The organism is Lactococcus sp., from assembly GCF_036648155.1.
In the GTDB taxonomy this organism is placed as follows: domain Bacteria; phylum Bacillota; class Bacilli; order Lactobacillales; family Streptococcaceae; genus Lactococcus; species Lactococcus cremoris.
Map to the genome: position 1 here is coordinate 45,070 of NZ_JAVXIY010000002.1, position 17,514 is coordinate 62,583.

Annotated in this window: 20 protein-coding genes; 5 read left to right on the forward strand and 15 right to left on the reverse strand. The window is 30.0% G+C overall.

All coding sequences use genetic code 11. From position 1 onward, the window contains the following. Positions 1-90: 90 nt before the first annotated feature. The 7 genes from RSC39_RS02080 to RSC39_RS02110 form a co-directional block, all read right to left on the reverse strand. Complete coding sequence (locus RSC39_RS02080; protein ID WP_058220274.1) at positions 91-330, reverse strand: hypothetical protein; 240 nt, start codon at positions 328-330, stop codon at positions 91-93. Positions 331-568: 238 nt separating this feature from the next. Then, a complete protein-coding gene (locus tag RSC39_RS02085) occupies positions 569-1,609 on the reverse strand; it encodes a S66 peptidase family protein (protein WP_332534749.1) in 1,041 nt (346 codons plus the stop codon). Positions 1,610-2,465: 856 nt separating this feature from the next. After that, on the reverse strand, positions 2,466-3,236 hold the full coding sequence (locus RSC39_RS02090) for a hypothetical protein (RefSeq protein ID WP_332534751.1): 771 nt from the start codon (positions 3,234-3,236) through the stop codon (positions 2,466-2,468). Between the two features lie 265 nt (positions 3,237-3,501). Continuing rightward, positions 3,502-4,407 carry a hypothetical protein gene (locus tag RSC39_RS02095; protein WP_332534753.1) on the reverse strand — a complete coding sequence of 302 codons (906 nt, stop codon included), beginning with the start codon at positions 4,405-4,407 and terminating at the stop codon, positions 3,502-3,504. 61 nt (positions 4,408-4,468) lie between these two features. Continuing rightward, complete coding sequence (locus RSC39_RS02100; RefSeq protein WP_332534755.1) at positions 4,469-4,678, reverse strand: restriction endonuclease subunit S; 210 nt, start codon at positions 4,676-4,678, stop codon at positions 4,469-4,471. Positions 4,679-4,948: 270 nt separating this feature from the next. After that, complete coding sequence (locus tag RSC39_RS02105; RefSeq protein WP_332534757.1) at positions 4,949-5,563, reverse strand: hypothetical protein; 615 nt, start codon at positions 5,561-5,563, stop codon at positions 4,949-4,951. Between the two features lie 34 nt (positions 5,564-5,597). After that, the gene (locus RSC39_RS02110) at positions 5,598-5,945 is read right to left on the reverse strand and encodes a hypothetical protein (RefSeq protein WP_058219688.1); all 348 of its coding nucleotides are present in this window, start codon (positions 5,943-5,945) and stop codon (positions 5,598-5,600) included. 155 nt (positions 5,946-6,100) lie between these two features. On the opposite strand from RSC39_RS02110, the gene RSC39_RS02115 reads away from it, so the two are divergent. Further along, positions 6,101-6,400: a helix-turn-helix transcriptional regulator gene (locus tag RSC39_RS02115; protein ID WP_031560987.1), complete on the forward strand. Its 300-nt coding sequence runs from the start codon at positions 6,101-6,103 to the stop codon at positions 6,398-6,400. Between the two features lie 674 nt (positions 6,401-7,074). On the opposite strand, the gene RSC39_RS02120 is transcribed toward RSC39_RS02115, so the two are convergent. The 3 genes from RSC39_RS02120 to RSC39_RS02130 form a co-directional block, all read right to left on the reverse strand. Then, positions 7,075-8,355, reverse strand: coding sequence for a hypothetical protein (locus RSC39_RS02120; protein ID WP_332534760.1), 1,281 nt, complete (start codon positions 8,353-8,355; stop codon positions 7,075-7,077). A 559-nt stretch (positions 8,356-8,914) separates the two neighbouring features. Beyond that, positions 8,915-9,073, reverse strand: a complete 159-nt coding sequence (locus tag RSC39_RS02125) for a hypothetical protein (protein ID WP_332534763.1) — start codon at positions 9,071-9,073, stop codon at positions 8,915-8,917. A gap of 30 nt (positions 9,074-9,103) precedes the next feature. After that, entirely contained in the window at positions 9,104-9,355 is a 252-nt protein-coding gene (locus RSC39_RS02130) for a hypothetical protein (protein WP_332534765.1), read from the reverse strand. 431 nt (positions 9,356-9,786) lie between these two features. Here RSC39_RS02130 and RSC39_RS02135 point away from each other — a divergent pair, with 431 nt between their 5' ends. Together RSC39_RS02135 and RSC39_RS02140 are read left to right on the forward strand one after the other, a co-directional pair. Further along, positions 9,787-10,242 (forward strand): AbiH family protein, encoded by a 456-nt coding sequence (locus RSC39_RS02135; protein WP_332534767.1) that lies wholly within the window; start codon positions 9,787-9,789, stop codon positions 10,240-10,242. A 2-nt stretch (positions 10,243-10,244) separates the two neighbouring features. Continuing rightward, on the forward strand, positions 10,245-11,066 hold the full coding sequence (locus RSC39_RS02140; protein WP_332534769.1) for an AbiH family protein: 822 nt from the start codon (positions 10,245-10,247) through the stop codon (positions 11,064-11,066). A 187-nt stretch (positions 11,067-11,253) separates the two neighbouring features. Here RSC39_RS02140 and RSC39_RS02145 read toward each other — a convergent pair whose 3' ends face one another. The 3 genes from RSC39_RS02145 to RSC39_RS02155 all read right to left on the reverse strand — a co-directional run bounded on the left by RSC39_RS02145 (position 11,254) and on the right by RSC39_RS02155 (position 15,284). After that, entirely contained in the window at positions 11,254-12,228 is a 975-nt protein-coding gene (locus tag RSC39_RS02145) for a tyrosine-type recombinase/integrase (RefSeq protein WP_332534771.1), read from the reverse strand. Between the two features lie 135 nt (positions 12,229-12,363). Beyond that, positions 12,364-12,696, reverse strand: a complete 333-nt coding sequence (locus RSC39_RS02150; protein ID WP_332534773.1) for a metal-sulfur cluster assembly factor — start codon at positions 12,694-12,696, stop codon at positions 12,364-12,366. Positions 12,697-12,884: 188 nt separating this feature from the next. Next, positions 12,885-15,284, reverse strand: coding sequence for a YhgE/Pip domain-containing protein (locus RSC39_RS02155; RefSeq protein WP_332534776.1), 2,400 nt, complete (start codon positions 15,282-15,284; stop codon positions 12,885-12,887). Between the two features lie 161 nt (positions 15,285-15,445). Here RSC39_RS02155 and RSC39_RS02160 point away from each other — a divergent pair, with 161 nt between their 5' ends. Beyond that, entirely contained in the window at positions 15,446-15,979 is a 534-nt protein-coding gene (locus RSC39_RS02160; protein WP_011675849.1) for a TetR/AcrR family transcriptional regulator, read from the forward strand. A 61-nt stretch (positions 15,980-16,040) separates the two neighbouring features. Here the strand turns inward: RSC39_RS02160 and RSC39_RS02165 are convergent, their stop codons facing one another. Continuing rightward, positions 16,041-16,403 (reverse strand): HU family DNA-binding protein, encoded by a 363-nt coding sequence (locus RSC39_RS02165; protein WP_021037021.1) that lies wholly within the window; start codon positions 16,401-16,403, stop codon positions 16,041-16,043. A gap of 166 nt (positions 16,404-16,569) precedes the next feature. Further along, on the reverse strand, positions 16,570-16,995 hold the full coding sequence (locus tag RSC39_RS02170) for a universal stress protein (protein WP_332534779.1): 426 nt from the start codon (positions 16,993-16,995) through the stop codon (positions 16,570-16,572). Between the two features lie 254 nt (positions 16,996-17,249). On the opposite strand from RSC39_RS02170, the gene RSC39_RS02175 reads away from it, so the two are divergent. Further along, positions 17,250-17,405 carry a hypothetical protein gene (locus RSC39_RS02175; protein WP_011675846.1) on the forward strand — a complete coding sequence of 52 codons (156 nt, stop codon included), beginning with the start codon at positions 17,250-17,252 and terminating at the stop codon, positions 17,403-17,405. The last annotated feature ends 109 nt before the right edge of the window (positions 17,406-17,514 follow it).

A 17,514-nucleotide genomic window follows, 5' to 3' on the forward strand; every position in this document is an offset into this window, starting at 1 on the left:
TAAAAAGTCTAAAACACCCTTACTATCTATTAAAACTTAAATATCTTATTTAATATCATCTATTACGAAATTTCTTTATAACATTTGAGTTTAGTTATCACTTTTCAATTCAACATCAAGTTCTTGAAGAAGTTTCTTGTTCTTTTTTCTTTCTTTAAGAGAGGCTATCAAGAGAAGGCTAAAAATAATAAAACCAAATCCCATTATTATGATCTGATAAAAATCTATGTCTAAGCCACAAGAAAATATTTCAAAAATAAATAACGACAAAATTACTCCCCCCCCTACAACCGACACTATTATATTTCTTATTATCTCATTACTATTCATTATTCCTTTTTCCCCTGTTAAAAGTGTTCCTGTTAAATAACTTATAACTCCATTTACAAAACTGCTCCAAAGTTTTTGATAATTATATTTTTGCTTATAATGAAACGCAAAGATAGTGAGAACAATAGATATGCAATATCTATTAATATTTTTTTAATTAAAATTTTGTTCAAAGATAATTACACATGCAAACCATAGAAGATACTGTATAATTATTGAGTCTAGTTCAATACTGAAATTATATACTATTATAATCAAAATCTATTTTTTGTTCTCTTGAGTTTACATGTGCATTAATTCCAAATGGGATAATACACCTAGGGGTAGAATGACCCACATTAACATTATAGACAATAGGCAGATTGTTATTAGTTATTTCTTCTAGTAAGATTTCTTTATATTCCTCATAATAAAGTTCGTCTTGAGGTTTTCCAATGAGCATTCCAGATATAACATCAAATAATCCATAATTTTCTAGTTTAATAATCATCTCTCTAAAATAGTTTGGTTTTGGCTTTTCTTCACTAGTCTCAAGAAGCAATATTTTCCCCTTCCATTCTTCAAGACTAGGAAATAATTCATATTTATCACATAAACTAATTGTATCTTCATATCTTGAATTATCAAAAATATCGAAGATAGATTCTAGGCAACCTCCTAATATTTTTCCTTCAAATTCAGAAACTCCTCTTATTAATTCAAATCCATTGTTGATATGTTTTTTTAGTGGAGTTCCAATAGCCTCTTTACTATAATCTAATCTTTCTTCATACCATTCACTACTCGGCTGTACCTTTTGTATGATTTGTTTGTCTAGTAATTCTTCAAAATACAACTTCGTATAAGGAAGCATCTCTTTTGATAGTTCACAGACATCTGGTATAAAAGCTTGTCCATAATAAGAAGGGATGCCTATTTTATTAAGCATAAAGTGATTCATGGTTGTATCTGAAAATCCTAAGAAAACTTTTTGTTTAGCCGCTTTTCTTAATCTATCATTTTCAAATAAGTATGGGAGCAACCGATAGGTATCATCTCCTCCAATTGCACACAAGATCATATCAACTGTATCATCACTAAAAGCATCTATTAAATCATCAGCTCTAGCCTCAGGATGTTTCTTTAAAAAATCTATTCCCTTTAAGGAATTATCCATAAATTTTACATCAATATTATAATTTCTTAACCGTTCAAGTCCTAACTTAAATTCATGTTGGATAAAATCTTCTCCTAGTATCCCACTAGATAGACTAACAATAGCAATTTTTTTTACTTGCATAACTCTCCTATACATTTTTAAGATTTTTATATACTATTCTATAATATTATTAACTTTTTATCAATATTTAATTTTAACAAAAAATTAGAATAAAAGCTATATGATATTAAGTCAAGATCTCAGAGTAACAATTTTTAAAAATTATCAAAATATAACCCTCTTCTAGACACTACAAGCTACCAAACATTCGAAGTAGAAATGTCAGTAACTTTATCATTTTCTTCTTTTAAACCAGTACCTATAACTTTATTTAGATCTATTGCATTAGCCAGCTTACAACTGGATTCTCTACAACTAGTATCTACTGAAAATATATTGCTAGTTATATTTACATAAACACTATTTAACTCAAGGTGGATTATATTGTAGGTTAAATCTGTCATTATAATAATTGATTAACTCTGGCTACAAAATTACTAGTCCTACCAAATACTAATACTTTTTAAATTTTTTTTTGATTCAATAAATTGTTATCAAAAAAAGCTATGTGCTACATACTTTTTTTATCAGTTTTTTATTAAAAAAATTATCATATGGATAAATAAATATATAAAAAATACCATGTACCACATAGTATTATTTTCGACTACTTTTTATTATATTTCCTTGAATAGTTGAGAGATAGATTGTTATTTACAACTAAATGAATATAATGGGAAAAAGCGCGTAGTATATTCTAAATTAATTGATGTTTGAAGACAATGTTTAGAGTATGTTTATAAAAAATCTTTTTGCCATTTTTAATTAATTTAAAGTGTTCAAATTACTTTTTATGTTTTTCTTTTTTGTTTTCTTCTGGCGCTAAGTCTTTTTATAGCTCCCGTTAGTTACAAAAAATTTTTAACATCCTTTTACTTTATTTCACAATACCTTGCTTACGAAGCCAATCCATTTGAAGCTCACCTGAAGATGGTTCTCTACCGTATTGTTCCTTAAAGTTTTTTCTAAATTCGTCTGCTTCTGCAACAGGATCTATTGTTTGGTTTAGGTTGTTATTTGTGCTTGCATTTTGAGAAGGAGTAAACTGATCTGACACTGATTGTTCCAAAAGCAGTTCTTGTTCTTTTTTAGCCATTTCCTCCTCAGCCAATAGTCTTGCTTTTTCAGTTTCTTCCGCTTGTAATTTTACGATTTGATTTTTTTCTTTTTGGGTTATTTCACTAACTTTATTAATTAAGAACTCTATTTTATTTTTATTAAAAATATTTTCCATCTCTTGGTAACTCTTCGCATTGTTCTCAAGAGTAGAAATATTTGACTGAAGTTCGTTTATATTATTAAACCGTACGTCATTATTAGGAATATCTTTCTTATTTATATTACTTTCGAGGTATTCATAAATTGCTTTAACGTCTTTTTCAATATATTTTGATTTCAACAATTGTGCTTCTTTAGTTGTCAGAGTTAAATTTTTAATTTTAACAATAGTATTACTAGCACTTTCACTATTGATTGAAATTGAGTTTTGCAATTCATTGATTTTTTTCTTTTCAGTAGTAACTTTGTTCTCATAGAATTTTTGAGCACGAAGTTCTTTTTGATGATCAATATTTTTTTTTATAAAAAATATGCCAAAACTTATAACAACTACAATCACTACAACAATAACTTTATTTCTGCTTTTCATAATATAAAGATATAGTACCTACTATATCTATCTCCCCATTTAATTTAAGCCGTTTAGAATATCACTTAACCAGTTATAAAAATAGTGATAGGTTGTATTAAGTCTTAATTTTTATCAAAATCCTTGCAATAAATAATTATTAAATTCATATTTATCCTACTTATAACTGCTATTATATAAATATTTTAGCACAGAATCCGTAGATTTTTTAACTTTACAATAAAATTATTCTTTTATTGTTTTCTTATCTAAGTATCTAATGTTCTTAATCTAAATATTGTATTGCTAAATTGATGAGTGATAGACATCGATTAAAAAGATAATCGCAGTACCTGATATCAGCAATATCAACCTTATTAGTTTCATGGTGACGAATACGGAATTTATTTCCAATATCTGTCAGCGCTCTAAATTCAAGATTAAACAATTCCACAAAATTGTCATCCCCTTTTGCCATGACATTCACAATTTTTTCTGATGATCGTTTCTTGTCTAGCATTGTGTAATAAGTTTTTAATCGCTCAAATGCATCCCATATTTTTTCGACTGAATCTTGTCGAGCTGCAGGGTTTGGAGTTTTATATAATGCTACTGCATCATTCAACAAGTCTTTTGTGCCTTGCTCATGTACTAATTTAAAAGAATTTTCCATTTCCATTGTCAATGAACTATTATTAGCAATTCTTTCAATGATCTTTTTGTCAGTAAGTTCATATAATAACCCAGACTCAAAAAAAATTTCATTTATTGCCTCTTGGAAATCTGTAAACACATCTGAAGAATCATAGCAATCTATTGTTTGATAGTTTCGGTACCTCTCATTATTCCATCGTTCTGAAATATCCTTAACATTTTGTGCAAAGAACTCAATGAGGTCTAAAAGTGAATATTGATCGTATTCATCTCCATACTGTGGTATGCTAATTCTTCCATATTCATCTCGAAAGAGGAGTGGTATTTTCACCTTGATTCTTGTTATAAATCCACTTTCATCAAATGTAATATAGTCACTATCAGTAAAATCGTGATGAGAATTTTTAATAAAAATATGTGTTAAATTCTTTTGATATCTTTTGCAGCAATACAAGAGCAAAGCATAAACATCTATATTAATTGAATATGTCTTTTCGTGTGGCGCTCTAATACCGTTTCTTTCTGAGTATAATCTCATAAACCCTCTCCTCATATCTTTTAAAATCATTTTTTAAAACAATATGTAAATTTTCTAAAGCCTAAATAAACATTTTTTGTAAGTAGCCTTTTTTCTGTTCTTTCAACAAATCTAACTTACACTGATGAAGGGTGATAAGAGAATCTAAATTCTTAAAAAACGTTCCAATTTTGACTTGCTCATCAATTGTTGGGACTGAAACTTTGAACTCTGAAAATTTTAAAATCCAATAACGTTCATGGCTTTGAGGAACATAATTGATTTTTTTCAAAGTTTTATAAATGTAGCTATCAGTAAAATAAAAATTATCCCCTTTGGGCTTTCTAAATGTTTATATCACCATCATTATACCAAAATTCATACATATCTCCATGTTCAAAAAAATTCTACTTTTCTTTTTCTATAGTTTTAAACTAACTCTGTAACAAAAAAGTGGATTATTTAATAAATAATCCACTTTTTTCTCTTATGACTTTATATCAATTTAACTACACATTAAAAACAAATTAAACATAAACTATACATTTACAACCCCTTGACACTATTTCTTCATATCATTTAACAATAACTCTAACTGGCTAAATAATTTATAAACTTCTTGTTGTTTTTCTTTACTAATCCCGTCTTTACTAAAGGCAACTAATATTTCTTGATAGGGATTATTCATATCGCTCAATTTAAATCTTATTGAAATTTCTTTTAAATTACTGGATGATTTAGACTTTGCAGTTGCACCACCAACAAGCGTTCCAATTCCACCAGCTACTACTCCTCCAACTACTCCACGCGCCACAACACTCGCCGTCGAAACTTTGGTAACTATGTCATTATCTTCTCTCAATTCAATATCAATAACTTTGTTTAAATCTATTATATTAACTAGTCTATAACTAGGTTCCTTAAAACCATTAACCAAAATATATCCATTAAACGTACTTGAAAAAAATCTTTTCTTCTGAAGATCAAATCCCACTTGTTCTCTAAAACTAGTATCTACTGAAAATATATTACTATTTGTATTTACATATATACTATCTAAATCTTTATGAGTCATATTGTTGTACTCAGGTCTTAATGAGTTCATATTATTAGATAAATCAATCAGAGGTATAAAAAATATTGCTCCTAAAGCAACTACAATCACAAATATTATCATCTCTTTTTACTTTCTATCCTTTGAGATCGGTATTTTATTCCAATCCTAAAGCATCATTCAATGTTTCCTCAAGTTCTTTTTTTATCTCTTCTTGCGTCATTTCATCAACTGGCTTGTACTCTCCTTTAGAATTGTAATCTTCTCTCCAATCATGATCTTTGATTGAATCCTCATTCGAACTTTCAGTTGTAGAGGAGTAATATTTTTCCTCGTTTGATAATTCATTATTTTCTGAACTATCATTTTTACTATAATCACTATTACTCACGGTAGTGCTAGAAGATGTTAAGTCAGTATCAGAGTTTTTTTGTTTTTCTGATGAGCATGCACCTAACGTTATAAGTGAGAATGTTGCTATAAACAATAAAGTAAATTTTTTCATTTTTCCTCCAAAAATCGCTAATTTTAAAGATGATTTTTATCACCAATTAAATTACTATTTATAATAATAAGTATATCAAAAAAAACAAAAAACTATCAATTTAAAGATGGGTTATGGTTGTTTTTTTATCACTTGTTTTTTCTATAATCTTATACATGGGAATGGAATACTTTGCAACTAAATTAAAAGCTGTTAGAAAATCACATAATCTAACGCAGGCTGAGCTCGCTAAAAAATTAAATGTATCTGTAGGTATTATCGCGGCATATGAACAGGGTAAAACTTATCCTCGGGTAGATGTGCTAATTAGAATATGCAACTTATTAGACACTTCATCAGACTATCTTTTAGGACTATCAGATGATCTCCCCTTAAAAACGAGTGGATTAACTGATGAAGAAATGCAACCTTTTTTACAATTACTAGCCTTAGTTACCCAAAATAGAGAAAAATAAGACAGGGATTATATGTTTCCTGTCTTATTTTTATAGTTGAACTATCATAGTGGTAATAGTATTTGGAAGTATAAAATTTGCTTAACTTGGTAAAAACCCATCCCCCAATCGATGGGTTGATTCCAAATCAGAAAGAACGATACTATTTAAAAAAAGAATTTTTTTATATCTATTTACTTTCTATTTGTCCAAGTCTTGGCTCAAGTATACACAAAAATTCTGCTTGTTTTCAGCTTTTTCTTTTAATTATTTAATTTTTTAGTTTATTCATCGTATTTCTCCTATTTAATATTCAATCCATTATTTAATAAATGTTACTCTGCCATAACCTTACGTATCTCGGTTACTGCCCCCTCAGCTTCGCTGTGAGCATCCACTAGGCTATACAATTAATATTTCACAATACCTTATGCTTAGAATGTCTAAAATCCTCATCTGATAGCCCTCAGACAGCCTCTTGAATGTCACGTTGAATCTATCAGGTTTTCAGGTATGTGTAGCCTCTCAGGTCTTTTCCTCCCTGTTGTCTTATTCATTATTCTTTCCGTCTAATTCACCTAATCTATTTTCTATTAACGACCATTTTATATTGTCCTTTTTAATTTCTACGTCAATCCATTTTTCATTTTTTTGAGTATTTTTTTTATATTTATTCTCCTATTCTCTACTCCTCATTAAATATCATTTACCATTTGGTTATATCTCTCTTCATATTCCTCATCTGACAATGTATTTTCCATTTCATATAAAATTCTTTCAACATCAACATAATCATCTTGATTATAAAAATAATCGTGTTCTTCTTGTACTGATTCATACTGTTGAACGTTAAATAAAAACTCTTGGTATGCTTCATCGTCTTCTCCAACTGAATTATCAACTACATCAACCGTATTAGATTCAGTCTTAGATTCAAAATTTACTAGTTTAGAGAAAATTGATTCCATCACTTCTACATACAATCCAGCATGAACTAATCTATAAAAAGGTTTCTCAGAATATTTTATTTCTTCTGTTTGTTTGTACTTTGACTGTGAGCTATTAGCGTTTTTCATAATACGGTTGAAATAATTTTCTCTGACCTTATCAATATCTCCTTCTCCCTCAACTTCAATCTCATCAAATACAGTAAACTGTCTATAAGCATACTTAAAGCCAAATTTTTCTTTAACTGCAATTTCAATCTCTTTATGTTCATTTTTATATTTCGGCAAATTCTTAATATTCAAACCCTCTCTATAAGCTTTGGTTCTTTTATCTCTGATTTTTTCGTTTTCAGCTTTAATTTTTGTTTCTACTTCTTTTTTAAAAATCATGTATTCTTCATATTTTTCAACATCTATATTATTTCTATTTGAAGCAAAATAATTAATCTTATGATTAGTTTTTGAGAGTTCTTCTTCAATCTTTGCCATATATATATGTCTTTGATTAGAAATCAAACAATTAACAGTCTCTTTGAGACCATCTTCATCATTTACATTTCCTGATGATGTAAAAATATCATGATTTTGAACTTCATCTTCAACAATGGCAACTACTGTATATTTATCAAAGCCTAACATTTTATTTAAGAGTTGAGATACTGTAAAACCTTTATAAAACTGTTCATCATTCCAAGCTACTTCTTGATTAATCAATTCACGAATAACAAGAAGTTCATTTGTCCAGTCTAAAGACGGTCTACCGCCTTTATTTTCTCTCTCATAGACTTCCTTATTACCATTGTAATTATTTAAGGTAAACTTAGCTTTTCTTCTCCCTGCCCCTGCAACATATTCAACTGAATCAAACTTTTCTTTTAATTGAGCTTTAACTGATGTTTTTGTTTTGGTTTGCATTTTTCCATGTTTTTTAATTGATTGAACACTTGATTCTGCTATTAACCAACTATATTCTTCAACCAATTCATTAACTGTAATTTCTAAATTTTGACCTTTTTCAATATCTTTCACTAATTTCTTCTCTCCTTTATTTATATAAATTTGGTTCTTTTTCAAAGCTTGAAAAGCTGTGAGCTATCGCTCACTCTGTCGCTTTTCTGACGCTTTCTACAAACTTTCACAGGCTGAGCCTGTTCCAGTTCGTAGGACGGTTATTGTGAGTTTTTAAATTATTTTAAAGTGAATACATTAATTTCCTTATAGGTATTAAATAATAGGTAATTAATATATTCACTTTAAAAATTGTCCTTTTTCTTGAGCGGTTATAGTTACTCTTTTAATTAATAAGATTTAATTTTAAAGTGTACTTATTTATTTCCTTATATATATTCTTTATAGGTGTTTAATAGGTACACTTTAAAAAATATTAATTTTAAAGGTGTACTTAGTTTTTTCCTTATAGGTATTAAATAATAGGTAATAACCAAGTACACCTTAAAAAATATTTAAAACTGAAAAGTCATGTCCTACGATTTGAACGAGCTCGGCTCGTGAAATGAGTAGACGACGCCAGAAAAGCGCCCAAGGGCTTTAGCCCAGCTTTTCAAGTCGCAATCTTTTAACCTTATTATTAATCAACTTTTAAATTATTAATTTTTCTGTATTTCATAATTTGACGATTCACAGCTTTATTTTGTTGTTCATTGAATTTAAAAGAATGGTAAAGTAAAATATTTTTGTTTGGGTCATATAATGTATAACTTTTTACAACTAGTCCTGATTTTTTCATTTGTTATTACTCCTTTATTATTTAAATTAATTATTCCTCACCGATATATTCTTTATAGAGTTCAATACTAATTTTTTCAAATCTGAATCCTCGATGTGTTCGAGTTTTTTTATTCAAACAATTTCTTATTCCCATTGAAGAAAAACCAAATTCATTTTCTCTTTCACATTGTTTACTGTTTCGGTAGACATTTATAATCTCATTTTTATAGTCTAAAACTATGAATGGATAAAGCTTTTTCTTGCTTACTGATTCTTTCATCTCGTCTGTCCAAGTTGTCATATTTTTTACCTACTTTCTTTTTTTTATGGAAATTACAAGAAACAAAAAAACATAAATAACCAAAAAACCACTTTTATGAAATCCAAACAACGATGGCTGGACTTCTAAAAATGTTTTATTTTATGTTTATTTACGTTTTTTTATGTTAATATTTAGTTTTTTAGTTAATTGACGAATTTTTCTTCTAAATTAACTATACTACTATTATATCATAATTTGTATCATTTGTCAAGCTTTGTTATGCTAGAAATAATTTGCAATGACATATACATCTTTTTGACAAAGCCTAAAAAACAATGATATCTTTTTCTTACATAATTTTTTTATTTACCGAATATTTTTAAATAAATTTTGGATACTTACATTATATGGATAAATTATTGTTTAATTAAAATATGATAAAATAAGACTAAAGTTAAAGGAGATAATTTATGAGTTTTAGTAATGAAAATCAATCATTAAAACAATTGATTGTTTTAGGTAATGGGTTTGATTTAGCTTGTGGCTTAAAATCCACATATTCTGATTTTTTTGATTATATATATGGACAAAAAATAGTAAATAATACTAGTCCAAATAATTTTTGGTATAAAATCTTCCAAAATTATAAAGAGGATACTATTGAGAATTGGGCAGACATCGAAGAACAAATACTTGTTCAACTAAAGAATATTGAATATCTTTATAAAGAAGGGTTTTTAAAAAGTGGAGATTGGATAGAAACTCAAATAGGACATAATTTTCCCAAAGAGAGACTAGAAAATATAAGTGGAAAATCAATCAGTCAGTCACAGTTTAATACTAGAGTTCATGTATTTAATCTATTAAATAACAACTATGTCTGCTCTGAATTAAAACTTCAAAAAACTTTAAAAAACAATTGTTAATATTGGAAGATGACTTTAGAAAGTATCTGCTTAGTATAACTAAGAATAATGCTGATGATGGGATTCACTATAAATATTATATGAAATCCAAAGTACTCAATAAATATATTCAATTATGTAATTCATCAGAATCTCACAATTCAGACTTGGTATCAAAACTGGAGGATACAACTTTATATAACCAATACTCTCTAGTAAATAAATTCGATGAGACTCTCTCAAAAATCTATAAGGAGAAAAATAGTGATGAAAATCTAGTACTCACATTCAATTATACTAAGGTTTGGGATGTTGAAAACGTGAGAAACATTCATGGTGACCTAGATAATGGAAATATTATTTTTGGAATTGATTATGATAAACTAAACAAAAACTTTGAAATCAATGAGGGCAATTCAAATAATAATAGAACTGGTAATGATGAATATAAGTTTAAAAACGCACCAATCGAGTTTTCTAAATCTTACCGTGTTCTGGAAAATGGTTTGACATCAACTTTCGATATATCATCAGATATTGATATAATCAAAATTTATGGTCATGGTTTAGGTAAAGCAGATTATTCTTATTATCAATCAATTTTTGATTCCGTTGACTTATATCATGGAAAAACTAAAGTTATGTTTTTCTGGTCAGACTATAAAGATAAAGAAAAGGAACAAATACACAAAGATTTTGTTAAAGGTGTTACAAATCTTATTGAAGAATATGGAACAACATTTTCAAATAAAGACCACGGAAGAAATCTATTTACCAAATTGCTGTTAGAGAATAGACTAACTATTGAAGAAATTCCTGTGAACGAATTGTTTTTGAATGTATAATTAAAAATCCTAGATAATACTAGGATTTTTTAATTTTCTATCACTCTAATTAATCATTTTTAACAAAAAATATGGTACTTGAAATATAAAGGATTTAAAACCAATTCATATTCGTTTTATAGATATAATAAGTCAAAAATTACTGTTTTCTAGTAGGTTATCCTATCCACCCTATTTAAAAATTTTTTCAGTCTAAATTCTGTAAAGGACTGTATTTGATGACTTTGTTAATTTCATTCTCGATATTTAAACTCCTAAGATAAATCTCAGTAGTCTTGATGCTAGCATGTCCCAGTAATTTTTGAATCATGTATATATCAACGTTCTCACGTACTAATTTTTGAGCAAAATAATGTCTAAATGTATGAGGTGAGATACGGATACTGTCACGAATGTTCACTGCTTTTCCTATTTTATATATTTCTTTTTCTGCTAGCCTATAATCATATTTTTTTCCAAATTTAGTTACAAATACATTTTCGAGGGGAATTATCCCATTACTTGAAAAATAATTTTCTTTTGCTCTAGCATATTTCAGGTATTGTTTGTAAACAAGGGGTGAACAATGAACAATTCTATCTTTTTTCCCTTTACCACTTTTTATGATAATTTGAGAATCATTAATATTTTCTAATTTTAGACTCAATGCTTCATTTATCCTCATACCAGTATCTGTAAGTATAAGTAACAGCAAGTAATTTCTCTCTTTCACAAATTTTGTACAAAATCCAGTTCGTCCCTTACCAGTTTTCTTGATTGTATTAAAGGTTCTTTTTCTGGTATATTGGAGCATTGTTTTTATCTCTGAATCTGTAAATGTATTTACAATCGTCTTCTTCTCTTTAATCCATTTAACACGATGTATAGGCGCTTTCTCATACCTAATGTATTCTTCATTAATACAATATGAAAATAGCGCCCTAATAACCCTTAAATGACCATTAACAGTTGTCTCAGAGTAACCACATTCTAATCTATCAACTAAATATTTTTTTATGTGAATTGGTTTGATTTCGTTAATATTTAAAATATCATTTTGGCACAAAAAAACAGAGAAAACCCTCAATGTTTTTTCTCTGAATATAATTGTATTTTTTGAAAGCCCTCTTGCTTTATTATCAAAAAGCATTTCTTGAATTGCTGATTGGATTGAAATTTCCATGTTGTTTTCCTCTATTTTTTAGTAGATTTAACAACAATAAATAATTTTTCAAAAACGGCTGGGATACCGTACTAAATGTACTTTTTAAGATATTAAAACCTCTATCAACCCCCTCTTAAATTCAGTGATAGAAGCCTATCGAATCCCCAAAGCAACACGGGCATAACGACTCATTTTATCAACTGTCCAAGCTGGATACCAAACCAAATTTACTTTGATTTCACCAACTTCTGGTACTTCTTTCAAAGCATCATGGATTTGCTCCGTCAACAAATCTGCCAATGGACAACCCATTGTGGTCAGTGTCATTTTAATTTCAGTAAATCCGTTATCTTCAAAGCTAATTTCATAAACTAATCCGAGGTTGATAATATCAATCCCAAGCTCTGGGTCAATGACGTTTTCAAGGGCAGAGAGAATTTTGTCCTTGATTTCATTCACTTGCTCTTCTGTGTATTTATCTGCCATTTTATCTCCTTAGGCTATCATAAAAAGCAAACCTTTAATAGGTGAACGAGCTTGCTTTCTAGGACGATTCCAAATTGTCAAATTCTTTTTACAGCTTTATTTTACCAAATTTATTTTAAAATTTCTAGACAAAAAATTACTGACAGGTAAAAATTCAGTCTAGAAAATTTCTGTCAGTAATTTTTAGATTAAGCAAAGCGTGAGAATTTTTTGAAGAAACTCAACATGAATGTAAAGACGGCGATAATAACCACAAAGAGAATTGCTTCAGGTAAAATCGCGCCATTCAAGCCAATTGTTTCACGTAGCATCTTTAATCCATAGGTCATTGGTAACCATGGACTGATGACTTGATAGATCTTAGGAGCTAATTGTAATGGATAGGTTCCAGCGCTTGTCGCTAATTGCAACACAAGAACGACAATCATGACAAACTCACCTACTTTTCCTAAAGCCGTTAAGAAGAAAGTATTTATAGCCATGTAAGCAAAACTTATCAAAAGAACGACTAATAGCATTTCCCACCAATGATTTGGACTCAAACCAAGAAGTGCCACTGCTCCCCAGACAATGATTCCTTGCAAAAGTGCAACTAAACCATTTGTGCCAATCTTAGCAAACATAAATTCGCGTCCTGATTTCCATTTTTCTCCTGAGAAACCAACTCCAATTACGACATTAGTGGCAAGTGCCCCAATAAAGAGTGCAACATTAATCATATAAGGAGTCATCCCAGCACCATTTACTGGCACATTATCATGGTCAGTATGTTTAAGTTTCAGTGGAGCGGCTACTTTTTTAGCATTTTCGTCAGTAGAATTTGTTGCTGACAGACTATCATCAGCCTTAGTTAAAGCTGTTGATAAATCAGTAGCACCTGTATTTAAAGTTCCCAAACCATTAGTTAAGCTTGAGCCACCATTTGCCAATTGTTGTGAACCCGTTGAAATTTGCTTGGCACCACTTGCCAATTGGTTTGAGCCAGAAGTTAATGATGAACCATTCGCTTGTAGTTGAGTCAATCCTGAGACTAATTGTAGAGTTCCACTTTGCAAGTCTTTTGATTTACTTGCCAATTGTTGAGCACCAGCGTTTGCCTTAGCTACTCCGTCAGCATATTGGGTAAAGCCAGAACTCAATTTTTGTCCACCAGAGGTGAGTTGACCATTGAATGTTGTCAAACCAGTGTCTAGTTTATTCATTCCTGGTAAAATTTGACTATTCAATCTACTATTCACACTATTTAAACCTGTAGAAAGGTCAGTGATTGTTTGACTTGCCTCTGGAACTAATCTTTTAAGATCAGCAATTTTCCCAAACATTGGCAGTAGACTTGTAAGACTTTTTTGAACTTCTGTAATATTATCATTAATTGAAAGTAAATCAGCTTCAACTGCTCCTGCACTAACAGAATTATCTAATGAGTTTATTATATCTGTTTTCTGACTTTCGGTTAAAGTTTTAAAAGTTTCTGTACTTTCAACTGCTGCCTTAGAAGCTGCTACTTGATCTTTAGCTAAATTTGTGACCGTAGCTCCAAGACCTCCCAAGTTTTTTTGGACATTAGCAGCCAAATTTGGGTCAATCGTATTTTTTTGTAACTCTTGATTTAATTCAGTAAGACCATTTTGCACAGCACTAATATTTTGCTGTTGAGCTGTGGATAAAGTTGTTTTTTGAGCCATTTGATTTAAACCATCGGATAGTTGTTGCACACCCGATTGCAATTGACTCACCACTTCTGTACTTTGAGAAATCTGTGAAATTCCTGCTGACAGCTCTTTAGATTTATCAGCCAAAGTTTGGGTCCCCTCAGCTAATTGTTGAGTTCCACTGACAAATTGGTCAGCACCTGAAGAAACTTGTTGTCCTCCATTTGCAGCTTGATCCACTCCTGACACAAACTTATTTAGGCCAAAATTCAAACTATCAGCGCCATCATTAAAAGTTACACTAGAAGAGGACAAAGTGTTCAAATTATTAGTCAATTCTTTGGAACCTGACAGCGCTGACGAAGTCCCATCAGCTAATTTATTTGAGCCGTCAGAAGCTTCTTTCATTCCCGACTTCATATCACCAAGTTTAGCAAATATTTCTTTTGTATAAGTTTGGGTAATGTTTTTAGAAACCTCTGATTTCAGTTGATTCATCGCACTTTCACTCATTTTTGATGAAATATAATTGTGACCGCGCGTTGTTTGATAATCTAACTGGACTGTTTTTGGCTCTTTATTCATCAGCGTCGTCGCATTTTCTGAAAAGTTTTCTGGGAAAGTAATGACCATATAATAGTCACCTTTTTTTATTCCCTCAGAAGCTTTGTCCTTGGAAACGAAATGATAGTCTAAATCCTTTGATTTTTTCATCTCAGCAATGACATCATCACCAAGTTTGAATTTTTTACCATTCAATTCAGACGTCTTGTCCAAATTTACAACTGCTACCGGTAAGTCATTTAGCTTACCATAGGGGTCCCACATCGACCCCAAGAAAATATAGTTGTAAATTGCTGGTACAAGCGCCAAAGCAATAATAACAATAATAAAAAATTTGTGTTTTAAAATGGCCTGCCATTCCTTTTTTAACATCATTCCCCCTTTCTTTATGGACACAACGTCCAAAAACTGTTACAATATGTATTATAAACTTTTTAGAAAAATTGACAATTATTATCCATTCGCTTTTGGACACATTTAAATATTTGTCTAATTGAAGCACTTTCATTCTAAAAAGAACGGAGACCCCTATTATGTCTAATGACACCAGAAAAGATCGAACAAAACTTCAATTACGAGATGCCATGATTCAACTTTTAGGAGAAAAATCTTTTGATCAAATTTCAACCACAGAGCTTGTAAAACTAGCTAAAGTCAGCCGAAGTAGTTTTTATACTCATTATCAAGATAAATACGATATGATTGAAGCTTATCAACGTCGACTCTTTGAAACTATCCAATATGTTTTTGAAAAAAACAATGGTGACCTTCATGCAACCATGCTAGAAACCTTTGAATTTTTAAAAGGGAATCAAATCTATGCTGCCCTACTTTCAGAAAATAGTAGTAAAGAAATCCATCAATTTATGCTCCAAAAGCTCAAAGAACTTATCCAAAGCTCTTTTTTCCCACAATCTAAACATCTAAAATTAGGGAAATTAGGAGAAATTTATGCAACAACTTACTATGCCAATGCCATTTTTGGCACAACCCAATCTTGGATTCGTCGCAAGCAAAAAGAAACCCCAACTCAAATAGCTGATTTACTTATAGAACTCATTAATTAACAAAACGCCTCTCTTTAAGAGAAGCGTTTTTTAATATTAATAATCAAAAATAAATAGCACACTAACAGTTGTCAATTTTATCTTGGTGTTGAACTCCCAAAATAATATTATTTAATTGTTCAACAAGCTTATCCTCATCAGATATTTCTTGTTTTGTAGCTAATTTTAAAGCCTTACCTGCTCTAAAAACGGGGATATTTTGTTCACCTACTAAAATTTTTTCGCGCGAATGTACATCATGACTAATTCTGGCTGCACGTTTGCGAACTTCAAAAGTACCAAAATTTGAAATATGTACGGTTGCCCCTTCGGAAATATAGTAAGTAATCGCCTCAACAAAAGCATTAATTGCTTTTGCTGCATTCACCTTTGAAAGTTCCGTACGATCTGCTACATAATCAATTAACTCCTGTTTTGACGCCATTTATTAATTCCTCCTTATTATTTTTGTCCTTTATATTCTTTTACTAATGATAAGGAAGATTAAGCCTTAAAAATAATCTACCTCCTAAAGTAAGGGGATGTTTTTCATTTGCTATTAATCCTGTAAAGTTTCATAAAAAATCCCAGCTTACGCTAAGATTTTCTGGTTATTTTACAACCATCACATTGCATGAAGCGTGATTTACAACATAAGTTGTTGTTGAACCCACTAACATCCGGTCTAAAAGTCCTTTACCGTTCGAGCCAACCACAATCAAATCTAGTTCAAATTCTTTAGCAAAATTAACGATTTCTTTTTTAGGATTACCTGTAAAAGCATGAACTTCAAACTCAACTTCTTCATTAATTAATTGCTCTACCTCAGCAATGATTTCTTTAGACTCTGTTTCTAAATCTTCTAAATTAATTGCCAGAGCATAGGGAGTTCCCCGAAGTCTTGTCTCATCTTTTACATGTAAAACAAATAATGAAGTTTTGTTTCTTTTAGCAATGGCAACTGCTTCATGAATGGCCTCTTTAGACTGGTCAGAACCATCAACTGCGACTAAAATCTTTTTATATTCATCTCTCATTGTAAACGCCTCCTTTACTATATTCTATGATAAAAGAATAAAGAAGTCCAACTAAACACTCAATATATTTTTAGATGTCATTCTGCCTCTTAAAGTCTCATTTTTTATTAATAATTAAGGCTAAAATTATTTATTTTGAAAATCTAAATCACTTTTTTTGATATTTTGATTTCTTTATGCTACAATTTGATTGGAATTTCGTTATGAACCTAATGGTTCCCTTTCGTCAACATATAAAGAAAGGAGAATGTACTATGACATTCACTAACAAAAATAAATTTTTCCAATATACAGTCACTCTAGATACTTCTCATAATATCTTTAGAGCATCGCTTGCAAACGATTCAAGCATCTATGGTGCCGGAGATACAATTGAAGAAGCTGTACAAAACTTAGAACAATTAGTTTAAGGAGAAAAAAATGGGCGAGTATCCCAAGCACTAGAGCATCTACTTGATTTCGAGGGTAGGTGCTTTTGTTATGCCCTCAAAACTATAAATAAAAAAGCTGCCTTTAAGC